The 24,439-nt window shown below is 59.8% G+C and carries 14 protein-coding genes and 7 pseudogenes; 15 read left to right on the top strand and 6 right to left on the bottom strand.

The window, feature by feature from the left end; translation table 11 throughout:
* Positions 1-103 precede the first annotated feature (103 nt).
* The gene (locus tag IVA81_RS27465; protein ID WP_247323802.1) at positions 104-5,296 is read right to left on the bottom strand and encodes a shikimate kinase; all 5,193 of its coding nucleotides are present in this window, start codon (positions 5,294-5,296) and stop codon (positions 104-106) included.
* Positions 5,297-5,656: 360 nt separating this feature from the next.
* The gene (gene trxA / locus IVA81_RS27460) at positions 5,657-5,977 is read right to left on the bottom strand and encodes a thioredoxin (RefSeq protein WP_247323804.1); all 321 of its coding nucleotides are present in this window, start codon (positions 5,975-5,977) and stop codon (positions 5,657-5,659) included.
* A gap of 562 nt (positions 5,978-6,539) precedes the next feature.
* Here trxA and IVA81_RS27455 point away from each other — a divergent pair.
* The 6 genes and pseudogenes from IVA81_RS27455 to IVA81_RS40370 all read left to right on the top strand — a co-directional run.
* A pseudogene (locus IVA81_RS27455) lies at positions 6,540-6,894 on the top strand (transposase); the annotation flags it as partial.
* A gap of 60 nt (positions 6,895-6,954) precedes the next feature.
* A complete protein-coding gene (locus IVA81_RS27450) occupies positions 6,955-7,146 on the top strand; it encodes a hypothetical protein (RefSeq protein WP_247323800.1) in 192 nt (63 codons plus the stop codon).
* A gap of 334 nt (positions 7,147-7,480) precedes the next feature.
* The gene (locus IVA81_RS27445; RefSeq protein WP_247323798.1) at positions 7,481-8,200 is read left to right on the top strand and encodes a hypothetical protein; all 720 of its coding nucleotides are present in this window, start codon (positions 7,481-7,483) and stop codon (positions 8,198-8,200) included.
* A gap of 64 nt (positions 8,201-8,264) precedes the next feature.
* Positions 8,265-8,720, top strand: a complete 456-nt coding sequence (locus tag IVA81_RS27440) for an SbcC/MukB-like Walker B domain-containing protein (protein WP_247323797.1) — start codon at positions 8,265-8,267, stop codon at positions 8,718-8,720.
* 497 nt (positions 8,721-9,217) lie between these two features.
* Complete coding sequence (locus IVA81_RS27435) at positions 9,218-9,472, top strand: hypothetical protein (protein ID WP_247323796.1); 255 nt, start codon at positions 9,218-9,220, stop codon at positions 9,470-9,472.
* Positions 9,469-9,840 (top strand): annotated as a pseudogene (locus tag IVA81_RS40370) (cell filamentation protein Fic); the annotation flags it as partial. The gene IVA81_RS27435 and the pseudogene IVA81_RS40370, both read left to right, overlap by 4 nt.
* Positions 9,841-9,854: 14 nt before the next feature.
* Here IVA81_RS40370 and istA read toward each other — a convergent pair.
* Positions 9,855-10,760 carry an IS21 family transposase gene (istA, locus tag IVA81_RS27425; protein ID WP_247323795.1) on the bottom strand — a complete coding sequence of 302 codons (906 nt, stop codon included), beginning with the start codon at positions 10,758-10,760 and terminating at the stop codon, positions 9,855-9,857.
* A gap of 129 nt (positions 10,761-10,889) precedes the next feature.
* Here istA and IVA81_RS27420 point away from each other — a divergent pair.
* Positions 10,890-11,323: pseudogene (locus IVA81_RS27420) on the top strand (IS5/IS1182 family transposase); the annotation flags it as partial.
* A 491-nt stretch (positions 11,324-11,814) separates the two neighbouring features.
* Here the strand turns inward: IVA81_RS27420 and IVA81_RS27415 are convergent.
* Positions 11,815-12,624 (bottom strand): effector protein NopP, encoded by an 810-nt coding sequence (locus tag IVA81_RS27415; protein ID WP_247323788.1) that lies wholly within the window; start codon positions 12,622-12,624, stop codon positions 11,815-11,817.
* 707 nt (positions 12,625-13,331) lie between these two features.
* Here IVA81_RS27415 and IVA81_RS27410 point away from each other — a divergent pair.
* From IVA81_RS27410 to IVA81_RS40730, 3 pseudogenes are all read left to right on the top strand, one after another.
* Positions 13,332-13,469, top strand: a pseudogene (locus IVA81_RS27410) (IS110 family transposase); the annotation flags it as partial.
* Between the two features lie 205 nt (positions 13,470-13,674).
* Positions 13,675-13,929: pseudogene (locus IVA81_RS27405) on the top strand (hypothetical protein); the annotation flags it as partial.
* A gap of 575 nt (positions 13,930-14,504) precedes the next feature.
* Positions 14,505-14,585 (top strand): annotated as a pseudogene (locus tag IVA81_RS40730) (hypothetical protein); the annotation flags it as partial.
* An 885-nt stretch (positions 14,586-15,470) separates the two neighbouring features.
* Here IVA81_RS40730 and IVA81_RS27395 read toward each other — a convergent pair.
* Complete coding sequence (locus IVA81_RS27395) at positions 15,471-17,366, bottom strand: HrpF/NolX family T3SS translocon protein (RefSeq protein WP_247323785.1); 1,896 nt, start codon at positions 17,364-17,366, stop codon at positions 15,471-15,473.
* Positions 17,367-18,009: 643 nt separating this feature from the next.
* On the opposite strand from IVA81_RS27395, the gene IVA81_RS27390 reads away from it, so the two are divergent.
* The 5 genes from IVA81_RS27390 to sctV all read left to right on the top strand — a co-directional run bounded on the left by IVA81_RS27390 (position 18,010) and on the right by sctV (position 22,700).
* Positions 18,010-18,195, top strand: a complete 186-nt coding sequence (locus IVA81_RS27390; protein WP_247323782.1) for a hypothetical protein — start codon at positions 18,010-18,012, stop codon at positions 18,193-18,195.
* A gap of 491 nt (positions 18,196-18,686) precedes the next feature.
* Positions 18,687-19,577: an FHA domain-containing protein gene (locus IVA81_RS27385; protein WP_247323780.1), complete on the top strand. Its 891-nt coding sequence runs from the start codon at positions 18,687-18,689 to the stop codon at positions 19,575-19,577.
* 36 nt (positions 19,578-19,613) lie between these two features.
* A complete protein-coding gene (locus IVA81_RS27380; RefSeq protein WP_247323777.1) occupies positions 19,614-20,150 on the top strand; it encodes a hypothetical protein in 537 nt (178 codons plus the stop codon).
* A 2-nt stretch (positions 20,151-20,152) separates the two neighbouring features.
* Positions 20,153-20,596 carry a histidine kinase gene (locus IVA81_RS27375; RefSeq protein WP_247323775.1) on the top strand — a complete coding sequence of 148 codons (444 nt, stop codon included), beginning with the start codon at positions 20,153-20,155 and terminating at the stop codon, positions 20,594-20,596.
* Positions 20,577-22,700, top strand: coding sequence for a type III secretion system export apparatus subunit SctV (sctV, locus tag IVA81_RS27370; RefSeq protein ID WP_247323772.1), 2,124 nt, complete (start codon positions 20,577-20,579; stop codon positions 22,698-22,700). The genes IVA81_RS27375 and sctV overlap by 20 nt, the downstream gene beginning before the upstream one ends.
* A 544-nt stretch (positions 22,701-23,244) precedes the next feature.
* Here sctV and IVA81_RS27365 read toward each other — a convergent pair.
* Positions 23,245-23,907 (bottom strand): annotated as a pseudogene (locus tag IVA81_RS27365) (S9 family peptidase); the annotation flags it as partial.
* Positions 23,908-24,439: the final 532 nt, after the last annotated feature.

The raw sequence follows: 24,439 nt of genomic DNA, 5'->3' as shown, positions 1-24,439 counted from the left end.
CCGTAAAACTGCCGCGCATGATCGTCTACACCGATTCGAGATGATAAAGTGAATCATCAAGTCCCCTCCGTGGCGAGGGGGTTTTTCAGCAGACTGCTAAAGCTTATCGTCCTCGACTTGAGCGTTCTCTGCTTCTCGTGGAAGACGCTAAATCCGCTCGTGCGTTACTGCCGGCCAACAAAGGCTGCGGGTCGGCGGTGAGGGTGTCGAGGGGCGGCGGCCGTTCCCCTTCACTCAATGGTGTCGCCGGCGCCTGGATGGTTTCCACGACGCCGCCCCCGCAATCGTAGCCGTTGTGATGATCATCGTGCATGCGCTGCGCTGTTGGGGACATGCTGATGGCGGTGCCGGAAGGACCGGAGACTTGTGATATCTCGGCAGCGGGCAGAGCGGCTTCTCTGTCGCTGCACAGGAAAGCGTAGAGTTCCTTCACGCAAATGCGGGCGACCTTCTTGTCTTTTTGAAAGGGCGGGACGAGGGGCAACCTGATATCGGCCTTTTGGTAGAACGGACTGCGCTCTTCGTACAGCTGGTCAACCTTCTGCTCGATGTCGGCGCCTTGCAGCAGCGGCCGGCTGGTGTCCCTCTTGAGGCGCTTGCGGAGCTCTTTCAGCTCGGTGTCGAGCCAGATCGACCTCGCCTTATTAAGGATCAGGGCTTGATTGGACTCCTTGCCAAAGCAGCCGCCGCCGGTTGCGATGACGATGGGCCCTCTCTCCAGCTGCTTGGCGAGCTCTTTGGTCTCCAGGTCCCTGAAGTGCGCCTCGCCGCGGCCAGGGTCGGCGAACATCTCCATCAGATTGCCGTGCTCGGCGACGATACGCTTATCCATGTCGACAAACTCCACCCCCAACTCCTTGGCAAGCTGGGCGCCGATGGTCGACTTGCCGCTCGCCGGCATGCCGACGAGCACGACCGGCCGCGTACCGAGGGCCGGGAGGATCTCGCCGGCTTGCGGCGAGCGAGCGACCGCAATCTGTTGTCTTGCGACGGTGAGCGACCTGGAGGTCCTTGCCGCCCTCGACCTGCTTTCTCCTGACGAGCCCCAGTGTAATATCTCCCAGGCACCACGGGGAATGGGGACCAGCTCGCATTCGCTCTGCGCGAGCTCGGCCCGGTAACTGGCCGGCGTATGGAACTCGACCTCGAAGCGATAGTTCTGCGCGGTTCTGAACGCCGTGTGAACGCCGCGTAACCGCGGCGTGTCCATCCTGATGAACCAGTTGGTGGTCTCGACCTCGCTGCAGTCCCGCTCCTCGAAGGCCAGTGCCGCCTTCCTGAAGGCGCGCGTAAAAGCCTCGTCCGGGATCTCGAAGACATGGCGCACGGCATTGGTGACCAGTTGGGCCTCCGGCGCCGCGCTCACGCTCTGGCCGGTCAACTCGTCGGCTATCCAGACCTGCCCGCGCGACCGTTGGTCAAGATGCGGCACCTTCACCTCGATGCCGTCCTGCCGCAAAAGCTCGGCAACCGCATGCACAGTTTCGGTAATCGCGCTTTCTTGCGCTTCGGCGGGGGCGGCTTCGAGCCTGGCGCGCTCCAGGGCCTGTTCGCTGCTCAGCGTCATCCTGCTGGCGGGGTCGTCGTCGGCCGAGATTGCTAAGGCGCTGGGCAGGATGCGCTTTTCGACGGCGAGTCTGATCGAGGCCTCCATGACCGAGGCCGCCAGCGTGGGGTTGTCCTTCAGATCCGCCAGGCTGCCATCGACGTCGAACTGGCCCTGGTGGAGCTTTGCCGCCTGCGCCTTGACATAGGGCGCCGACTTGAAGCCCGGCCTCCGCTCCAAGAGCCGCTGCAATTCGGTGGTTTTTTGCATGAACACCCGCGCACCGGTATCGGACTTGTAGGCGTCCGTGCCGGCCTTGATGCCGACGCTCAACAGATTGATGGCGCTTTCATGCAGATCGTCCGGGTTGTAGCCGTCGGGCCGCGGATCCATGCGCGGCTGGTAGTGGTTGAGCAGGAAGTCGATGCGCTTCCTGGCGTCAGCGGTTGCCGGATAGGATTCGCTGAGTTTCGGGAAGAGCGCGCCGGCGTCGGCGCTGACGGCAGGCTTCGCGCCGGTTGAGGCCACGGATCGCGCTAACTGCTGCTTGACGTTGACGTCCGACTGCTCATGAGCCGGCTCGCTATTGAGCTGCAGGTTCCAGTCCTGGAGCTCGGCCACTAGCAAGGCGGCCAGTTCGCAGGCCACCGGATGGCTGGCGGCCTTGCTGTCTTCCCCCGCCCTGACGATGAGCTCATGGAGGGTCTGGCCATCCGGCCGATCTTCCTGCAACAGTGCGCGGATGTCGGCCTTGAGCTCATGATGAATGCCCTCGTAGGTGCCGAAGATGGCACGCTCGGCAAACCAGCGTTGCGCCTCCAGCGGCTGCGCCAGCACGTTGCGCTGCAGGCAGCTGTAGGTCTCCAGCACCAGCCCGGTGGCCGACAGGATCTGCTTGGACCGGCTGAACTGGTAGCCGCCTTTCTCAATGGCCGGCGTGTGCGACTTCGGCGGCTTCATCGAGGCGATGCCGCGCGCCTGCAGCTGCGCGTCGAACTGGCGCACATGCTCGTAAAGGCGAGGCCGGTCGCCGATGATGACGACGATGTCGCCGTCAAAATCGCCGTCGAGCTTTTTTTGTTCGGCGCTCGGAACCGCAACCAAAGAGCCGGGCGCGAACACCTCCGTCGCCTGCAGGATGCCGACGCACTCGAGCGCGGTGTCGGCCTTGACTCGGTCCTTTTTCTCCAGCCAGCGCGAATGGCACTTTACGTCCTCGGCAGACATCACCACCCCGCGCTCGGCGAAGTCCGCCGGCCACATTTCGTCGGGCACAACGATCAAGATGCCTTTGGCAAAGAAGGTCGGATCGTCGGCGGCAAGCCCAGCCCCCGACCTGTGCGCGACGTTGAAGCTGTATTGGAAGGCCACGCACCGATCCAGGAACGCCGCGGTCCGATCGCCATCGCGCGCCGACCTGACCCGGTCGGCGGCGAACGGGCGCAGGTTGGGCTTGTCATAGGGGGAGCGTCCGACAAGCACGCCAGCATCACGGGTCAAGGTCTTGCTCTTGCCCGTCGGCACATGCAGGCATTCGTCGCTGGACGGCACGGCGATAGCGCTCGAACCCTCGATATGCCCGCCCGTGACCGTCCGGAACAGCTCCTCGGCGGTGAGGCTTTGACGGGTTTCGAGCCAAGCCAGAGCCTTCTCGCGGGTCTCCTGTGCCACCTCGACGCTGCGCGGATAATGTTGCAGCGCCGAGGACGGTACCGCCGATTGCCTTTTATCGGCATAGGCAGGCATCCGCTCGGGAGCGTCGTGGCGAGCCCGGGCAATGGCCGGCATGCGCTCGGCCAGTGAGGCCCTGATGAAGCCGCAGCCGTCATGCGGCCGCAAGGCGATCTCGCCGTCTCGCCCCTCGAACCGGAAGGGATGCACTGCACCTGCGGGGCGGTCGGGCAGAAGGGACAGCTTGAAGCACCCTTCCAGCGCATAATCATGCGGGCCAACATCGGGAATGCCCGGCGGCGCGGCAAATCCGCGGCGCTGGGTATAGTAATAGGCTTCCTTGAAGGGCGCCCAGGCCCGCGACAGCTGCTCAAAGGCCGTACCCGGAGCCGTCTCGGCATAGGGGATCGCCAAAAGCTTGCCGCTTGGGGCCTCTGCGGCCGCGAAGGGCAGGTGAGAGGCAAGCTTGTTCAGGCTCTCTTGCGGCGGCTTCAGTTTGCTGCCGCCGAACAGGTCCATGCGGTAGGGCACGCCCTCCACGGTGAACGTGCGTGTCAGCATGGCGCCAGTCGGAGTTCCCTTTAGCTGCACTGCCACCACCTTCACCGCGCCCGAGGTCAAGCGGTGGAAAATGGAATAGCGCAACTCGTCTTCCCTGGCCAGCGGCCGGCCTTGCATGTCGACCACCGGCAGCCGCATCAGTCCGGCATCGCCTTGCGGCGGTCTCGGCTCGTGGTCCACCGCCTGAAGGACCCGATGGACATCGAAGCTGGCGGCTGCATGCTGGGCCTGGACCATCGATGCGTTCTGCGCCATGAAGGTGTCGAGCGCTTCGAGCGGCTCCTTCGCCTCGATCTCGGCGATCACGTTCCAGCTCATGTAGGAAAGGTCGGCGTAGATGAGGGCGCTGGCACTGTCCAGGATCTGCCTGGTCTTGCCGCGCAGCTCTTCCTGCCTGGCCTTCAAGGCGAGCTCGTCGCCATCGACATAGGGCCGCCGGTAGAGCGTCCCCAGCACCGCCCGGGTCTTGAGCACCTGATAGATCGAAAGCGCCGGGCAGCGGCTTGCATTGGCGCCGCTGGTGTGCTCGGCCTGGCCTGGCTTGAGATGGGCATCGATCTTGTGTTCCACCACCGGCTGGATGGCGTTGAGCAGGTTCAGCGCCGACCTGCGGTGCCAGCGCAACACCGGCTTCGGGCTGCGAACCAGTGGCAGCAGGGAGGCGCAAAGATTGCCCATCGTCTCGAGGTTGTTGTCGAGCTTAAACCCGGGAGCGGCACGTAACATCTCGAGCCTGTCCAGCCCCGGCTGTGCCAGCGCACCGAGTTCGTCCAACAACTGCGCCTTGCCCAACGCCTTGAATATACTCGCGATGGCATGGACATCGGCCTGCTGCAGCCGATCCTCGGCATATTGCAGGTAGTGCGCCAGCTGCTCCAGCCGGTCCTTCAAGGCGGGTTCGGCGACCTCGCCGGCGGTCTCTCCCCCCTCGATACCCCGCGACAGACCGTTGGCGATCCTGACTAGCGCAGGCGTGCTGAAAGTGCTGAAGCGTCGGCCCTTGGAACCGAGCTCGCCGGCGATGGCAACGATCGCATTGCGTGCTTTTTCTTCTTCCGGCCACTTGCCGAAACCGTTCACCAGATTGGCCAATTCTTGATCCGAGAATCCGTCGAGATTGCCGTCGCGGGCAACCACCGCGCCGGCGATGGCGACCGTCGCTTCACGCGTCTTCTGCTGGTCCGGCCATCTGCTGAAGCCGTTCACCAAATCGGCCAACTGTGAATCCGAAAATCCGTCGAGATTGCCGTCGCGGGCAACCACCGCGCCGGCGATGGCGACCGTCGCTTCACGCGTCTTCTGCTGGTCCGGCCATCTGCTGAAGCGGTTCACCAAATCGGCCAACTGTGAATCCGAAAATTCGTCGAGATTGCCGTCGCAGGCAACCACCGCGCCGGCGATGGCAAGCGTCGCTTCGCGCGTCTTCTGCTGGTCCGAAATTGCGTCGAAGATGCGGTGCGGGCCTCCTTCGCTATCAGGACGCCCTGCTTGTCCGACTAACTCTCCGGTGCGGCCCATATTCCCTCTCCGATCCAGCAAAACGCATCGCCTAAAGCCTGTCGACAACAGGCATCATTGGTTTGAGTGCGGTCACGCGAGCCTGCAACGGCATGCTTGAAAGCCGCAGCATTCACACGCAACGGCAACTGCCTCGACAACGCCGCAATGAAAAGCTTCTTCGCCACTCGATCGCTCCGACAGCATCGCAAGTCCGAAAGAGGGGGAGGACGATATCCGCTATTACAAACCAACGACCTCATCAGGCTGAAGCTCAAAGGGCTGAGCCCCGTCAAAACGCCCATAAATCACTATGAACCCTACCGCTTTACGGGGCGAATCTACGGTTTTTTCATTGCGGTACAGATTGAGCGATATCGATCAGGCAGCGTTCGAAATCCAATTCAAAAGAGCTGTCTTCGGTTTGGCGCCGACCGAGAAATCGACCACTTCGCCGCCCTTGAAGATCGCGAGCGCCGGGATGGAGCGCACGCCCAATTGGGCGGCGAGTTCCGGGTTTTCATCGATGATGAGCTTGGCGACCTTGATCTTGCCTTCCATCTCGACGGAGATTTCCTCGAGGCTCGGAGCAATCATCTTGCAGGGATCGCACCATTCGGCCCAGAAATCGACGACGACGGGTGCTGCGGATTCCAGAACTTCCGACTGGAAGTTATTGATATCAACTTTCACGGTAGCCATGGCTGCTCCTTTGACCGAAGAAGATGTTGAACCACATGTGACGGTGCGGTGCAGAATTTTCAATTATCAACCCGACGATCCAGCTTTTCTATGCTGTTAGCCTAAGACACGCCAACGACACTCATCGTGCCAAGGTGGAGCCTTGGCGCTTGCCGGATGCCCTCAACTCTGCTCGCGCGCGACTGTATGCTTCGCTGATGGACTATCCGATCGGGCGAAGGGCCAACATTTGCTCACATGCGCTCATGTTCTTTTCGTATGGACCAACTGCCACATCGTGGACTGAACGGTCAGGCGCTTGCTCGCGATCGCTATTCATTGATCAGACTCCATCGCTATACGACTGCCAATGCTAACATTCAGGAGCAACACTTGAACCAATTTCGTATTGCATTTGTAGTACGACATTTGAAGTGGACCCCGCTGCGGCACAGATCGGTAACCGAAACGCCAGCCTCATGCTCCTCCAGCGCTCCCGAAGCGCAGTTCCGGTGTAAGCGCTAAGCCGATCTTTCAATTACCCATAATTGTTGGCTCGATTGCGGCTCCAAGTTAGATGTCGGTCAGCCGCAAGGCCGGGATCAGCCAGGCGACCTACTTCAACTGGAAGAAGAAGTATGACGGACTGCTGCCGACGGAGATGCTGTGCTTGAAGCAGCTCGAGGAGGAGAACGGCAAGTGGACCTGTCGCTCGACAAGGAGATGCTGCAGGATGTGATCCGCCGAAAGCTATGAGGTCTGGCCGGAAGCGCAAGCTGGTCGACGAAGTCCGCAACGAATGGCAGGTCTCGATCCGCAGAGCCTGTGCGGTGTTGGAGTTTGACAGGTCGACCTACCATTACAAGTCCCGTCGCTCCGGCCAGGCTGCCCTCGAACAGAAGATCAAGGAGATCTGTCATGCCCGCGTTCGCTACGGGTAGGCCAGCGTCTCACGCGCACTTGCCGCTACAGAAGGGCGCCGGGCAGAGGCGAACCGCGTGATTGATATCGCGCGCGGTCAGGTTTCGGCAGCCGAGAGCGCTGACATCGAACTAAGGCCAATGGTGAGCGATCTTTGCTCCAAGGCGAGAGTGAAGGGGAGTGTGCCTCGCGCGCTCGATAGTCAAGCCACGAGCGAATTGGCGGCGCTCGCCTCGGGCCGCGAAGGCGGAACGGATCTCGATTGCTGATCCGCTCGCAGACGCCCAGCGCCTTCGGGCCGAGAGCGACGGTTTGCAGAGGGAGCATGACGCACTCGTTCGGTCCATCCAGTCGACAATTCGAAGCGTCGACCAACGACGTTCTGAACTTCATGCTGGACAACTGAAAGCCACAGAATCCACAATCCGGGAAGCGGCGCTCGCAGAGAGCCTCGCTACCATCGATGGCGAGATATCGCCATTCCTCGTTGCAGCCGATCTAGCCATCGAGCTGCTTGACGCCGACCCGGTGGGCTGCGCCGACAGACTTTCAGCGGCTGCGCAAGAGTAAGGTGCACTGCGTGAGCGGGCTGGTGAGCTCGAGATGACGCTGCAACGGTTGGCGCCGGACCGCGCGGCGGCGGCCGTCTCGCTTGAGCACGCACGGTCGCATATGACGGAGAGCGCGGCCGAACTCAATCAACGTCGACTGGTCGTGGAAGAGAAGGCGACCGCCCGAGCTGAACTTCTTGGCGGTGAGGCGACTGCCAGTCACCGGACCCGGATCAACGAAGCTCGTCGAACGGCTCGCGAAACCCTCGCCAAGGCGCGGGAGGCGAAATCCGCTGCTGCCGGGGCGTTCCAGTCGGCCAGTGCTCGCTGTGAGGAGGCTACCCCGGGATTGGAGGCCGCGAAGAATCGCCGCGCGTCAGCCGAAGGGGCCTTCGATATGGCCTGTCAGGATATCGCCCGGTCGCCGGGTCAGGTGTTCACGCTGATTGCCGCCGACCCAGCGGTGTGCAGAGCGCTACGGAGACGAATTCAAGAGATCGACCGAACCGTAAACGATGCGGACGCCGCCGTCCTGATGCGTCGGGAAGACCTTGAGAGATCGCTGGAAGGGTTCGACGAGACAACTGATGCGGAGGTATCGACTGCCGCCGTTGCAACCCTGACAACGGAAATCGGCGATCTGCATCAACGAACCGGCACACTTTACGTATCGCTCGCGCGCGACGATGACGCACGCCGCATAGCTGCAAAGCCTATCGGCGGAGATAGAAACCGCACAGGCGGAACTTGCCATTTGGCAGGCGGTCGATGACGCCATCGGCTCAGCCAATGGCGATCGCTTTCGTCGCTTCGTACAGGGCATCACACTCGATCACATGGTGCAACTCGCGAATGATCATCTCAATGCACTGAGCCCCCGCTACAGGCTCGCGCCGGGCAAGGTGTCAGATCTCGCACTCTATATCATCGACCGCGACATGGACGATGAGGCGCGCGGGACGCGGAGTCTTTCCGGCGGCGAGCGATTTCTGGTCTCGTTGGCGCTTGCGTTAGCTCTATCAGGCCTCGAGGGCCGATCGTCCTTTGTCGATACGCTGTTCATCGACGAAGGCTTCGGATCGCTTGACGCCGACACGCTCGAGTTGGCAGTGGATGCATTGGAAACCTTGCAGGGGCGAGGACGAAAAGTTGGCGTCATCACTCATGTCGCCGCCATGATCGAGCGGATCGCCGTGCAGGTTCGCGTTGAAAAGTGCGGCGCGGGGCGCTCCGAGATTCGGGTTTCTACCGGAATGGGAACGGTGTGGCCTGCTGTCGAGGCCGTGCAATAGACGGCAGCGCGGTCAAGAGTGGCTGGCAGCTTCGCGGAAGCACTGATCACGGCCAAGGCCCCTGCCGCGGATTCGCAGTACTCGCTATTTGAGCGGCAAGCCGAGCCCAATTGCCATCACCGTGATCGAGCTCAGTGGCCGTCTGAGCGTTCGCGCGATCTTGCTTGCCGACAATCCTTGCTCGATCAGCCCTTTGAGCTTGTGTTTCTCAACCGCGGTCCAAGGGCGAGCGACGGCTCCCGCGGCGCGGTTGCCGTCCCAGCGGAGGCTCATTTCGTTCGGTGTCATCTGATGGCGCTCGTTGAACCTGCACGGCCGCTCCGTAGGTCGTGGCCATCGAGCCATTCGAACTGAGGCGGATAAGACCAAAATCCGTCCGCCGGTGGTCAAAAATATGTATTGTTTCAGTGTGTTGTGACCTGGCTAGGGACGTGTGCGGGCCTTCACTTAATGGATTTTCAGTCCTTCTTGTATTATATTGGAGGAGAGGAGAATCTATGTCCGCGCGACGTGCCACGATCAAAGCCCGCTACACCGCCAACGTGATCCAGAGGCTCGCGAGCGCCAACAATGTCGCTGTCGTTGTGTCCGCCAACGACCTCTTCGCGCACCACGTCAAGCGCCTTTCCGGCGATGACATTCACTTTGACCCGATCGAGAATACGATCGTGGCCCTGCAGCGTGCCGGCATTCTGGATCGCGTCCAGGCCGTCCGACTTCAGGCCCGCTATTTGCGCGAAAATCGTTCGTGACCTTCGATCCTTTCGGGGACTTTGAGACGCGCGGCTATTTGCGCAACGTCGCAAAGACCAATTACCTAGCGGTGGTCCAGCGCCTTCAGCACAATTCCTTTCTGACCGGTGTCGATGCGGGACTTGCGCAACTTGAAGCACGCTCATCCCTGACCTACGCCGATGTGCTACAGACTCACAAGACACTGTTCGAGGCTGTCTTTCCTTGGGCCGGCGAAGATCGTCTTACGAACGCTTCGACGATTTTCGTCAACAAGGGTTTGGTGCTCTTCGCACACCCCAAAGACATCCGCCGCGCCGTGGGCTATGCGCTCGAAAAAGGACAGGACAAGGCTTTCATGGCCGAGAAGCCCGGCGAGGTGATGGGCTATCTCGCCTACGGTCATCCGTTTCTCGACGGCAATGGGCGCACGATCATGCTGATCCATGCGGAACTCGCGCGGCGCGCCGGCTTCAGCATCGATTGGTCCGCGACCGACAAGGACCAGTATAGGTCTGGGCAAAACGCACTCCGGCTTCCACTTGCCTTATCCCGGGGCTTTCGTGCCGGAAGGATGCCAATGCCGTAATGGGACGCCATCATCCCGTAGCTGCGATTGATTTCAGGGTCGTAGAACGAAGCCCGGTGCACGCCGGACTTCAGATTGTCAGGGACGACGAGGCGTGGCACCCCGCCAAAGAACCGGAACATCCGGACATGGGCCTCGATCCAGTCCGGAAGTGTCTGCGTCCAGGTCGCCGCGGCGTAGGTGTAATGCGAGGCGCCAAGCACGGCGACGAAGATCTCCGCGTCGCGCACAACCCCGGTTGCGCGATCAACGATCATGATCTTCTTGCCGGAGTAATCGACAAAGACCTTGTCGCCGGCCGGATGGTCCTGCCGCATCGTCGGAGACAGCCGCCGCTCGAATTCCCGGAATAAATCGCAGAACCGGCTGCAGCCATAACCTTCCGGATGCACCGCCCGGTACTCCTCCCACAGCACCATCAGATTGACGCCAGGCCGCTTCAGCTCACAGGGCAGCGAGGCCCAATCCGGCTCAGCTCGCCGGCGGAAGCCGCGTCTGACACCGGCATGGGCAAACAGACGTTGTTCAAGAACGGCGTCGGTCAGATCGCCCGCCAAAGGCCACGCCAGCCCGGCAGTCGAGGCACGCTTGAGATTGTCCTGGATGGTGCTGCGCGCCACGCCGAGCGTGCGCCCGATCTCCCGGGCGCTCACCCCATCACGGGCAAGCCGCAGCATCTGTCGTATCTGTCGCATGGTCAGTTCTCTCTTGGCCGGCATCCGCTTCCCCTCGTTGACTCAACGAGGGACTTGATGCCTGAGGGACTGACCCAAACGAAAACGCCGACTTCCAAAAACCCGGCCGGCTTCAAATCGGAATACCCGGCCGGAATAAATCGGAATCCGCACGTACTGCACGCTCGCGGACTGCCCGGCAATCGCTATGACGGGCACTCGCTCGGCACCATCATCGAGGCGACGGAAATGCTAACCGGCTGCGCGATCGAGCGCGCCTATGTCGGCAAGGGCTATCGCGGCCACAACACCGATAGACCGCGCCGCGTCTTCATCTCCGAGCAGAAACGGGGCGTCTTCGGCGTCATCGAGCGCGAGCTCCGGCGCCGTTCAGCCATCGAGCCCATCATTGGCCACATGAAGAGCGACGGCCAGCTCGCCCGCTGCCATCCCAAGGGGCGTGAGGGCGACGCCATCAACGTCATCCTCACCGCCGCGGCCGCAACCGCCGCCGCGTGCTCGCCTGGCCGAGGGATTTGCTGACATCAATCCTGATCATCCTCTGGCAAGCAGGTGTCCGGTCGCAGGCGCTCAAACCGCCTTCTTAGCGGCGACGATTCCACGATGCTTGGCGGCAGCGAGTCAGTCCGAGCCTGATGAGATTGGCCGCCGATCAAGCTAGCTTGGCTCCGAAGCCGCCGCACACAAGCTTGCCGAGATCGCGTCTGGCATAAAGCCGATTCAGGACGGGCACATCGCGCCGGTCAACACGTCCGTCCTTAAGGTCGGCGGCAGCGGCGCAGAGCTTAGCGCCAGGATCAGAGCGCATGGATTGCTGTGGCTCAAATTCGCTCGACATCTCTCCTGATTTGGTGTCTTCGACCGAAATGGCCGAGACACCCTATCTCCCTCAGATTGGCGCATCAAACGGCGAAACCACCTCGGACCGGCCTGATGGTGAACATTGGTGCCGTTGTTACAAAGCACCTCGCGGATCGAATTGTCGGTTTCGCTCGGCTTGACCTTTGCCGCAGCTGTCGGTTTGCCTGCGCTCCTTGCTCAACCGCCTGCCCAAACATGAATGCCTGCGGATCTCGCATTACATAAAGTCACCATCCTCTTCGGAATCTGCTGCAACCTCAGTATCACTATCGACCTTGGAGAGATAAAGCTGAGATTTAGTTGCGCGCTGCCATTCACCAAGGCTGTTTTTTGTCCACTGCGCGGACTGAGTGGGGTCAAGTACCATGTCGTCCTCATCCACTTCAACGAAGCCCATTGTCTCTGCGCGGGCCTTCGCTTCTGCATTAGCAGGACGCCAGTTCACCAATGGTCGTTCGCCGTCTTGCCGAAGTTGATGTTCGAGCAGAATATCGCCGGCGTTCGCGACAAGCGGATGAGCAACCTGAAAATCCACAATTGAGGTGACTTCACTTCGTCCAGGGAATTGTTCTCGCCACTTATCGCTTTCGAACTCAGTCATGTTGAATCCGGCTTCCGTTCTTTGGAGGCCGACGCTCACATTTCCTAATTGGTAGCTGTAATATCGGGCGTCTTCTGAATCTCTTCTGATACCGTATTCCTTAGCGACCTCTGCTGTGCGCTTAGCTCTTGCGGATACAAATTCCGAGTACTCGTGTGGATTGTTGGCGATGCGGTTGATTGCGTCGCCATGAAAGGTCCTCACTTCTGTCCTGAAGGTAGCTCTATCGATCTCGACCACAGGAGGTTTTCGAACGAGGGAATAACTCGGTTGCGAAGGTGAGCTGCCAGCAGACTCCTGCAATCGCGTTCTAGCGAACGCATCGGCGAAGCCCTGGCTTTCGGCACCCGCTTCCTCAGCGTTGGCTGCCCGATGATATCTTTCTTCGGCCGGAGTATCGGGCCAATTGTTAACTCGACCGTACATGACGACTGCACCTGGATCATACATCTTGCATTGTTTCAGGTCGTTAGACCTTACCCGCTTGATAGACAGCTTAGCTGTCCGTAAGCTGACGCCAGCGCATAAAGGGAAAATCCGACCAGGCCTTTGGGCAGCTCGACTGCGTATCGTCGAGGCGTTGCGCGATGCAGGCTTCCACGTTATCCAGCCAGCACGAGGCGAGGAGGTGCTGGACTGGTGCAAGCGGCACGTCGCAAGGGGAACATGATGCGGAGCACTCGGACCCGCCGAGGCGTCGAGCTCGCCGCGAGGGAAGCGACTTCCACCGCCGCCCGAGCGTCTCGTGCGCTGGATGGCTTGCTCGACCTGGTGGCACTCCCAGTCCGAGGCAGCGAACTGCACGCAGTGTCGACCGGATATTCGGGTGGCGCGTGGCGCGCAACGCGATCGCGAGAGTGACTCCGGATGACGTCACCTACTACGTGGCACTGCCGTTCGACGAGCGCCTGAACGGCGGTTGGCGTAGAAAGGGGCGCGCCGTGCTCGAACTCATGGAAGCTCCGGCCTTCCGAAGCCGAGTCGGGAAGACAGGCAGCCGGAGCTGAGCCATCGACTACCATGCCCGCGGCTCGTCTTCCGGTCTCGAGCCAGCTCTGCTGGGATCATTGGCGGACGACGGTCTGGCCGCCGGCGAAGTGGTAGATTACCTGAGCGCAAACGCAGCTCTTGTGCTCGCCGAAGCGCTCTCGCGGAAGCCGCGCATGCTCGTGGCGATCGCCTTCGCGACCAAGATGGCTCGGACGATTTGGGCCATGGCCACACGGAAGGTGGGTTATCGGAACCCAGCGCAGGCAGTGACGGCATCATGACGAATGCAGCGCGAAATAGCCTGACGTTGGTGAAGGGTGTGAGAAGGCGACGATCCTAATGGGCAGAACGATCGAACAGATCTGGATCAGGAAAACCAGTTGGAGCCGAGGTGCTCGGAAATGAGAATTGGACTTGATCCGCGGATCACCATACAGGCCAGCGGCTTCTGAGGACGCCGTAAAGGAAGGCCTGACAGAAGACCGCATCGTCCACACGCCGAACGGGTCAGAAACTTCTTGCATCACGGGCGGCAACGACAGAAGGCTCTACACGAAGTACCGTCAGATCGATAGCCCGCCAGTGGCCGCCGCCAAGGCGTCGTTTAGTCCGTCAACCGCGTATCGGACCGAGAACGACCCCGCCTCCCATCGCAGAAGAAGGGTGGGCGCGGCTGTCGCCGGCCGGACCGGTTGACCGATATGTTTTGAGACAGAAGTGGTGCCGATGCTCGCGGCAGCCCGATGTCACCGATGCGCAGTGGCTGCAGCGGCTCCGTTCGTTTGGACTGTTGCGGGCCAGCTTTCCGCCCAAAGGACAGATTGCGGAGCTGCGATCCTACGTGCGCAAGCGCAAGCGTCTGGTTGAGTACGCGGCCTCGCACATCAAGCATATGCACAAGACTTTGACGGAGATGAGTCTTCAACTCCACCACGTCTCGCCGACATCACCGGCGCCACCGGCTGCGCCTCATCCGCGCGATCCTTGCCGGCGAGCGCGATCCTGAGGCGCTGGCGTGCTTGCGCCATTACAGTTGCCACGCTAGTGCGGAGACGATCGTGAAGGCGCTCACCGGAAGCTATCGCGCCGAGCGTCTGTTTGCGCTCGAGCAGGCACTTGCGCTTTAGGACGCCTACCACGAGAAAGCATCTGTCTGCGACGCCCCCGATCGAAGCCGTGTTGAAGGCGCGTCGGAATCGATCCGATCAGGCGAACGCTCTAGCTTACGAACGTCCGCGTGGCGCTGTTCGGGTTGGTCGGAAAGGACATCACCACGCTCGAGGGCCTCGGTCCTTACCTCTCGCTGAAGCTGATCGCTGAATGCGGCGACGACCTCTCCCCTTTGGCCAAGTGCAAAGCATTTTACCTCCTGGCTGGGACTGGCGCCGAACAACAAGGTCTCCGGCGGCAAAATGCTCTCATCCCGAACGCGCCGATCCGGCCGCGGAACTTCTGCGCCTCGCTGCCGTGACCGCGGGTCATACAGACACCGCGCTCGGCGCCTTTTACAGGCGACTTTCATCGCGCATTGGCGAGGCCAAGGCAGTGACCGCCCGCAAGATCGCAGTTCTGTTCTACAACGCTTTGCGATACGGACGGACTATGTCGATCCAAGGGCCTCGTACTACGAGACGCGTTATCCAACACGAGTGGTCAACAATTTGCATGGGCGTGCCAAGGCATTGGGCTTTGTTCTCCAAGCCTTGGAGCCGCAAGTCGGTGCTGCCGTTTCTTATGAATCATTCTCCAGCGTCAACTCCCCGCTCTTGGCATTTAGTGACTTCACATCGACCGCGGGCGCAACCGCTCGCGGAGCTCCCCGTGCCGAACACGTCAGAAGCCCGGCCCTCAAGCTGAGCTTTCCAGGCCGTCACCGGATGGGGTGGACGTCGAAGTGCTCGGCCAATTGGGCTATCGTCCGGTCGCCCTTGACGGCCGCAAGCGCCACCTTCGCCTTGAAAGCCGGGCTGTGGCTCCTGCGCGGTCATCTGTTCAATCTCAGCTGTTCGTGGCGATCATCGCCGCTTTCAGGCAGAAACTCCAATTATCGACCTGTTCAAATTTGCGGAGCCGGCTTCTCAGAAGAGTGGCGCCAGGTGCTTGGGGTACGCCTCGAGTGCAGCGCGCGTTCTTCCGCCGCCGTTTGCCAAGTGGCGGCTTCGCCCTGACGACCTGGCACATACCGAGTTTCTCGACGCCGTGCTGTCGGGCGGCGCAGGCGTTGCAAGCCTCCGTCCCTGAAAAGGTAGATACGAATCCGCACCTTACCCGCAACTGGCCTTTCAGGCCACCTTCTGAGACGACGGCGGCGTAGCGACCTGACTCGGAACGCCTGCGGCCTGCACGGGCTCGGTAAGGCGTGCCTTCAGGTCGTCCAAATGGTCCTCGGCATAGGATTGCACTTTCGAGATCGCCGTATCGAGGCCGAACTGCGCGGTCTGTTCGAGCATCTCCTTTGCGAGGCCCTCGCGCAGCGCGAATTTGACCTCGGGCCCAGCGACAAAGCTAATGGCCTGCGCCGCAAGATTAAGGCCAACCTCTTCCAGCGCCTGTTTCATATTACCCCCGCTAATGGCCGTATGCAGAAGGTTCGCTGCTTGCGACTCGAACTCGAGCACCATCGATATGCCATCGGCCAATTCGCCCAGTCCCGGAATGACGCCGAGCAGGCCTACTGCCGTGGCCTCCCAGTCGAGCACCTTCGAGCCCACCTTGGCTACGTCGTCGACCGCATGCATGAGGACCCCACCATTCTTCTTCGGAGACGCGACATCGGGTTGGTCGGATACCCCCATCATCATGTCTGTGACTGCATTTTGTTCAGCGGCGGTCTTGGGGACATGGGTCTTGATCTGCTGAACGGTATGGTTCGCAGGTGACATGTTGCTATAGAAGTGCCTAAAGTCGTTGTTGCTGATATTACCGGAGTCGACCGTATGCCCGCCGCCTAAGTCGAAGAACTCCTGATGGGACTTGTAGCCCGTAACCGAATTGTTTAGCAAACGGAACAAGAGCGGGTCCGAGAGCAGTTGCGATGCCGCTTCTCGTATCTTCGGGTCGAGAGTCTTGTCCTCCACCATACTCGCCAACTTGTGTCGTGTCAGGTCGCCGTCCCCGAAGAAGGCATTCTGATTCTTGTTGATCGTGTCGAGCGTGTTCAGCTCGCTTTGCGTGGAATTCATCGACGACGAGGCGACTTGCAAGAAGTCTTCCTTGTGGATTTTATCAGTCGCACCACCGCACAACTGCTTCCAGGCGTCCGGGTGCTCGAGGAAGTGTTGAGCCGCCGCGATCAGCTGAGGCGGACACTTACCGACGTCGGCTTTGCCGTCGACGATCCGCTTGAAATCGTCCAGGCTCAAATTCTTGGGCAGGTAGTCAGAATACTTGTAAAGCTCGCGCAATGCATCATTCAAGGTCATGACCGATGCTTGTCCATTCGAGGTGCCGTCGGATGGAATATAGTTCTGCTCGTAGCTATGAGCTTGCTGCTCCTGGAATGTAGCAACCTGCGAATGGCTGGCGGAAAACTCTGACAGATCCTTGGCCTTGATCTTGCCGCCGCAGCGGCCGTCCCCTTGGGAGCCAATCGCATAGAAGAGCTCTGGATCGCGTCGCAATCCGTCGATCGCCTCCTTCAGATCCGGGGGCGTCGACGGATCGCTGGCCTTGGCTGCCAGCGAGTCCCAGCTGAGTGGGCATTGGTCCTTGTGCCGGTTCAGCACTGCCACGATCTGCAACTCGGCATTGGTCAGCGTGCCGCCGTTCCACGTGATCCTAGAGCTTGGCAACGGAGTGCTCGGTACGTCAGGCGATGGAGCAGCCGTCGGCGATGCGTCTGCACTAGGGGAGTCGACCGAGGAGGAATCGACCGAGGAAGAAAAAATCGGATCCTTCATCAGCGCCTCGATCGCCGCCTTCGCGGGCGCTGACAACTGGTCCAGCGAATCCTGCGGGATCTGTCGCTCTGATTGCAGCAGATCCGGTGGCGTGGAGGGAACGTCGGATTTCTCTTCCCGCGAGTAGATGGACACCATTGCCTCGAAGATCGAAGGTTCGCCTTGCCGAATCTGGCCGGCGGTCTGCGCGGATGATCCCAAGGCTGACGAAGCCCCCGGAACAAACCCGAACTGAGCTGGATCTGCACTGGCGGGCAGCGAAACGCTGTTGAACTGCATTAGGTTCATTTCCATTCCATTGCGGTAAATACTTGGCATCGGCGTCGTAAGATCGAGGCTTTCATGTTAAGGGGGCGAGCTTTCGAGAAGCTGACGACTTTTAGACGGAGCAGGACGAGCCAATGTCGGTCGTCTTAACATCCGGGAGGCGTCATCGCGCTCATGAAACTCATCTCCGACTCAGAGCATGCGCAGGCACGACGCTGCTCTGACGCTTTCGGAAAGCAGGCGCCTGCGGTCGTCAGTCCCGAGTGACGATCGCTGTGGAGCCACGAAACAACATCACCACCGATTCCCGCGGTAGCATTTCCAACTGCGCGCGGTTTTGCCTCCGCCTCGCCATCACACCATTGAGCGTCCGATCCAGGAATGTGATGAGCTCCGCTGGACCAGCCCGCTATCTGGCGTTCGTCGACATAATGTAGAGATCAGATCGCCGTAGACACTCGCGCGGTGGCAGTCCCGGCATGCACCTGCGAATGCGCGCTCTCACCTGGCCGTTGATGCTGACTGATATTGAGGTTGTTGCTGCATCCGTCTTTCGACTCGTCAGCTTCCCGACAGCTAATCCCAGTAGCGTAAGCAACGTGGATCGCTCGGTGGTGATACCACCTTTCTGACCAACTGAAGTGAGAGGCACCAGATGGCCGGCGCAATCGAAAGCGTAATTCATACCAATTCTGACAGTGGCAGCTCGCTGTCTGAAGCGGATCGTCAAAACTTCGAATCGGCTTTCGGTTCGGTTTTTGCCAATCTCGCGATGCGAGAGATGACTCGAAACATGGAAAATATTCACGAAGCTATGGCTGAAACAGAAGAAGATACCTGACGCCGGATTCGCCGACGTCAGTGGAGTGTCGCCATTCGTGGCGGCAGATTCAAGCAGAAGGTGACGCGATATGACGAAAACAAGCGCTACTAACTCTTCTAATGGTAGTGTTGGCCACGACCAGAATGATAGCAAGGCTGATAATAAGTCCACGGGTTCCGGTGGCAGTTCCACGGCGTCTACCGCCGCATCAGGCGCTGGAACTGCACTTGAGAAGGTTGGTGGGGCGGCTACGTTCGAGGGGCTAATCGCGGAGTTGAAGGCCGTTAGCCTGCAAGCCATGGTGCAGGACATCCGGTTGCGTTCACTGTCGACCGAGCTCTCGAGTGAGAGGAAGGTGGCCAGCGAGCGCGTCAACGGATAACGGTGAAAGGCGGGGCGAATCCTCGCCCCGCCTTTCCCCTCATCGGGGTGATGTGAGTGGTGCGGCCTAGGAATGAGTCGTGCGACTAATCGCCCTGCCGTGCTCCTCATAGTTCGGAGAATTGTCCGTGAATGAGGCCGCCTCCTTACATTTCGAGGTACTGTCGGGATCTTATGCCGGGCTAAGCGGGAAGGCGGCTGTCGGAACGAGCCTTATCGGTAGCGGCCTGGACGCGGATATGGTTTTCGTCGAACAAGGGCTTGAGCCGCATCACCTACGTATCACCCTCGTTGGCAATTCAATCGAGCTTGAGGCTCTTGCGGCCGTAAGCATCCCAGAGGGCGAAGGGGATATTGCCGCAGGTGAGCGTGTTGTTCTTTTTCTTCCCGCCGTCATTCGTGCGGGCGCCATGTCTATTCGCTGGTCGATGCAGAATGCAGTTGAGGCTCGGTCGATCAGCCTCTCGCGCGGTTGGATCTCAGCTCTCGCCCTCGTGCTCCTCAGCTTTCTTGGTGTAGGCAGTCTCTGGACCATTTTCTTCAAAGCCAGCGGAAGTGCACCGACCGGCATTGCGCCGCCTGCGGCAGAGCTGGTACCCAAGCTGGGCATGAACCGGCCTGACGATCGGCGAGCTCAGGCTGCTGCCGAAGGCCTGAAACAGGAAATTGATAAGGCGGGCCTGCTCGATATCAGGGTTGGTTCGGGGCCGGGTTTTGTTAGCGCTGAGGGAAAAGTCACGCCTGCAACCGTTGCGAAATGGCAGGAGCTCCAGCAATGGTTCGATGGTCGTACATCCGGTGCGGTGACACTGGTGAACGGAGTGATGGTCAAGGAGGAAAAGCAGCCATCCTCAATCGCGATCGAAGCTGTTTCGCGCGGACCCCAGCCCTATCTGCTTGTCGGTGGGCAGAAGTATTTCGTCGGCGCTCTCTTGGCCGACGGATGGGCGGTCACTCGAATCGAGGATGGGCGTGTGCTGCTAAGCCGCAATGGCCGCGTTGTTGCCGTTCCGTATTAGGCTTTCCGGGCCCGAAGCAAGGATAAGGAGATCGTCATGTCAAAGGTGTCCCGCTACGATGTCGGGCCTGGCACTGCTTCGCAGAGACTCAGCGAGCACCATCATCAACCAGTGATAGGGCCGGCCATCCAACCCAATAAAGGTGAGGCGGACGGTGCTCGTGCAAATGGCGAGAAGGAGCTGGCGTCGATCTGGGGCGAGCTGAACGCGCGTTATATGCCGCTGGATGTAGCGATCGAAGCTGCATCGGAGGCCAAAGATATTGATGCAGTCGGGCGTGTCAGTCTCAACGAGATGCGCACTCGCATTTATGAGATCGAGCAACCCGCTGGGGTGGCATCGCTCTACGGGCGCGATATCGCGCACGATCTACTCTCCTTCGTCACTCCAAGCCTTCGTCATCCGGACATGCTGCGGGCAGAGCGGTATAGCATTGTTCTGGAACGTCTCGTCCATAAGCTGGCGGCCGCGCCTGCGGATTCGATGGCGGGGGACGGTATCGTCGTCCTACGGCAGGGACTGCACTGGCTAGCGCTGCTTCGCCAGAATCGGAATAGCTTGATCGAAGCCTAACAATGTTCAACTCCGATGGAGCGCAACGGACGACCAACATTTCCGAATCCGATAACGTCTCACTGAGTTCCGGGCAGGAGCGCGATTTGCTCTGTACACTTTCCTATCTTCACCTTGCATGTGGGCAGAGCGCAGAATGCGTGGCTCTCTTGCGACTCATCGTCGGCAACCACTCGCGAGATGTCGATCTATTACGGATTCTCGCCTATGCCCTCATCTTGGAAGGCCTCGGAGGTGAGGCGTTGCAGGTCCTAGATAGACTGAACACACTTGATGACGAACCCTCGGCGCGTATCTCTTTGATGCTGTTGCGTAGCCACGCCCTGCGGCGGGCCGGCCTCATAGACGAGGCGCTCGCCGCTTTCCAGCGCTATGTCTCGTTGCGTGACAGCACTGGCCTGATCAATCAACGATCGGAAGGTCCCCATGACCAGCGTCCTGCGTAAGATCATTGCGCGCGCGTCGGCCAGCTCCGATTTGATGGTCGCGTTGATGCTGCTTCTGACGGTCGGCATGATGATCATGCCGATCCCGATAGTGGCGATCGATACGCTCGTCGGCTTCAATCTGGGCTTCGCCATATTGCTGCTGATGGTCGCTCTCTATATTAGCACTCCACTTGATTTCTCGTCCTTGCCAGGCGTCATTCTGATTTCCACGGTATTCCGTCTGGCGCTCACCGTCTCAACGACGCGGCTGATCTTGGCTGAGGGGGATGCGGGCAGCATCATTCGCACGTTCGGTGATTTCGTCATATCGGGAAATATCGTCGTCGGCATTGTCATATTTTTAGTCGTGACGATGGTGCAATTCATCGTCGTGGCCAAGGGGGCTGAACGCGTGGCCGAGGTGGCGGCGCGGTTCACGCTCGATGCTCTGCCAGGCAAGCAGATGGGAATCGATGCGGAATTGCGCAATGGCCATATCGATCAGAACGAAGCCCGCAGCCGGCGCGCTACATTGGAGAAAGAAAGCCAGCTTTACGGGGCTATGGATGGCGCCATGAAATTCGTGAAGGGCGACGCCATCGCAGGATTGGTGGTTATCTGCGTCAACATGCTGGGCGGGATCACCATCGGCCTGCTCTCCAAGGGCATGTCTTTCGAGGCGGCGCTGCATCAATATACCCTGCTGACCATAGGTGATGCGTTAATCTCACAAATTCCCTCGCTGCTGCTCTCGATTACAGCTGCGACAATCATCACTCGTGTAAATGGGGTTGTAAGGCTCAATCTTGGGACCGACATCGTTAACCAGCTCACAGCAAACTCGCACGCATTGCGGCTGTCTGCCTGCGTCCTCGTTGTAATGGGGGCTATTCCGGGTTTTCCGCTCCCTGTCTTTCTGGTCTTGGCTGCAGTCTTTGCGGCAGCGAGCTTTGCCGACGGTGGGACCCAAAGCGGCAAGAAAAGCGCTGATATCTCTCGCCCGGCTCCCACACAGTCTAACAAGGAAATCGTGCCTGCGGAGGCGCTTCCCGTCGCGTTGTTCCTTGCGTCAAGTCTGACACGGGCGATCGACAAAGAAGAATTGCAACAGCACATTGCACGCGTTTCGGGACTGATCTCGTCTGATCTCGGCATCACAATTCCGCGCATCCCCATCGAGGTCGACGGGCGCTTGCCAGACTTGCAGTACAGGGTGGATGTCGAGGGCGTGCCCGTCGAGCAGGAGTTAATTGATCCAACGCAGCTCCTACTCCACGACGATCCAGCCAACATTGAATTGAGTGGCATCCCGTTTCGGCATGACCGGGAGAAGGATCAAATCTGGATTGAACAGAGCAATGCACCGGCTCTCAAAGCAGCCGGCATCGGGCACCACCGTCCCATTGAAATCCTGGCGTTGCGCGTCCATTCGGCGTTGACCCGCTATGCACAGTGCTTGGTGGGTATCCAGGAGACGCGCCAGTTGCTGGCCCGCATGGAGACGGAATATTCCGATCTGGTCAAGGAGGTGTTGCGTACGACGCCGATCCCTAAAGTAGCCGACGTCTTGCGGCGCCTCCTGGAGGAGGGTATTCCGATCCGGAACACACGGCTGGTCTTGGAAGCATTGGCCGAATGGAGCGGACGTGAACAAAACGTCGTCTTGCTCACGGAACATGTTCGCTCCGGTCTGAGACGGCAAATCTGCCACCGGTATGCCAACGCACACCGCGTCGTGCCCGTCTTTATCATCGAACGTCAAACCGAGGATATCGTGCGCGGCGCGGTTCGAGAGACTGCCAAAGGACCCTACCTGGTTTTGAGCGACGAGCAAAGCGAGGCGCTGCTCTCAAAAATGCGTCAGATCCATTCGAACGTAGTTCGGGGGCAGATCAAGCCCGTTATCCTTGCTTCGATGGATATACGACGCTTTGTCCGCGGCTTTCTCACCCGTAATGGGATCGATCTTGCTGTTCTATCCTATCAGGACCTTGCCTCGGACTTCACAATCCAGCCTGTTGGATCCATTACACTCGCAGCTGCAAAGGACGACAACGCCCCGTCCGAGGAACTCCGCAACACGCTCCTTGCAGCCGATTCACAGTCGCAGCAGTCAATCTAAGAAGGACCGCATGAATTCACGTCGGAAGGCAGCGCGGTGGCGCTTGGGTTCATTTTGTCTGCTTTCGTGCTCGGCTCTCTTCGCCACTCTGGGGCTCTGCAGTTGCGCTAGCTGGGATAAACCAGCTCTTCAAATGCAGGAGACGCCGGCGCCAAAGTTGCTCGGTGCCAAAGATATCGATCCAGCTATGCGCGAACGCATTGAGTGCGCCATTGGCCGGACTCCTGACCCGGAGCTTTGCACGACGCGCTGAAGCAGAAAAGAAGATGAATGCAGCGGATCGGTCTTGCGTGTCGATGCGAAAGCGCTCGCATTGAGGTGCTCGTCAACGTCTGCCTGAACCTGTGACCTATATGCGAAGACAAATGCGTTAACCTCAACAACGTGGGACGCTTGGTGAGCCACAACCGCAATACAAGCAATCGCCACAGCGCGGGGTATATCCCGATCTCGCGTGACCAAATCACGTTGTCCGCGATATGGCGCAAGGTCGTGTCCCCGATGGTGGTGTAGCTCGGTAGAGCAAAGCCCCCGGACGCGCGCTGACCTGATCGACGAACCACATCCGCGCCGGCGCAACGGTATGGTCGACATTGCAGTGGGCGCTGCCATGATCGGCTGCAACGTCAAAGATCACCGGAGCTTGATCTGCCCCCGTGCCGCGCCGCCACAGCCGCACCGTGCGCGCATAGCCAGATGTCGTCGCCATATCCCGCCCATAAGAGCTCGACAGCACCAGCGTATCGGGATCAATCCATTCAGCGTCGCGCTTGGCTTCCGGCAACACGAAGCTATCGCGAGCAAACGCTTTCGCGTCGATGTCGAACTCACGCAAGGTGACAGCATTGCTGCCGCGCCGCGAGAGGCTCAGCATCGTGCGTCCATGAGTCCCGGGCAGCGAGGCCATCGCATTCAGAAGCCAGTCTTCACCCTCGCTGATAGCGAGCTGGTCGATGTCGAGCAGAACTTCCCACAACACGGCGTTCGAAATTCTTCCAGAGTGGTTCGTCGCCAGAGGCCGCGTGGATTGTTGGCGTCCTTCCAGAGATTGTAGAGATAGCCGCCACGGCGGCTAATATATACTGTCTGATCGATCGTAAATCGAGGCCAGCGCGTCCCGCTCCCGCTCGAATGCCGCTCCGCCAAACGTCTGCAACGTCTTGCAATTCTGCCGCTTGATAAATCTCAGCGCCCGCGCGCTTTCGATCTGTTCCAATCACCAATATGGATCATCGTCTGGAGCCGAGAGCGAGGGCTTTCCAGCCCGCCACTTTGACTTCGCTCTTGCTTTGATTGCAGTTCACTACCTCCAGTCCTGGCATTTAGGCGCACCGTGGGTATGGCATCCGCGGTGAAGCGCCATCTTTCGTAAGTTTCTACCGACCTGACGCGACGTGAGATGCAAGGCTAGTCCTTCGACGCGGATGTCGCACGGCATCACAGTTTTAGTGGTGATGACAATACGCGCGCGGTTGGAGCGATCCCAGCGGAGCTCGACTGAAGGATTGCGGCGATGGCCCTCGCGAGTCCATCTCTGCGACGCAGCCCATTTACACCGACGCGAGCGCCATTGTGCGGGATGCTGCGGATCTTCGCGGATATCACGTCGCAGAACCAGCCGACGTTTCGAGCGAACAGCACTTAGTGTCTGTCCGGGAACATCTTGAATCATCGGAATCATTTATGATTCAAGGGTGGCGGTCCGATTCGAAGGGGCGCCCATGTGGACGAAGGAGAAC

Origin of the sequence: Bradyrhizobium sp. 141, from assembly GCF_023074055.1 — a bacterium.
In the GTDB taxonomy this organism is placed as follows: Bacteria; Pseudomonadota; Alphaproteobacteria; order Rhizobiales; family Xanthobacteraceae; genus Bradyrhizobium.
This window is presented reverse-complemented; position numbering and strand designations above follow the sequence as displayed.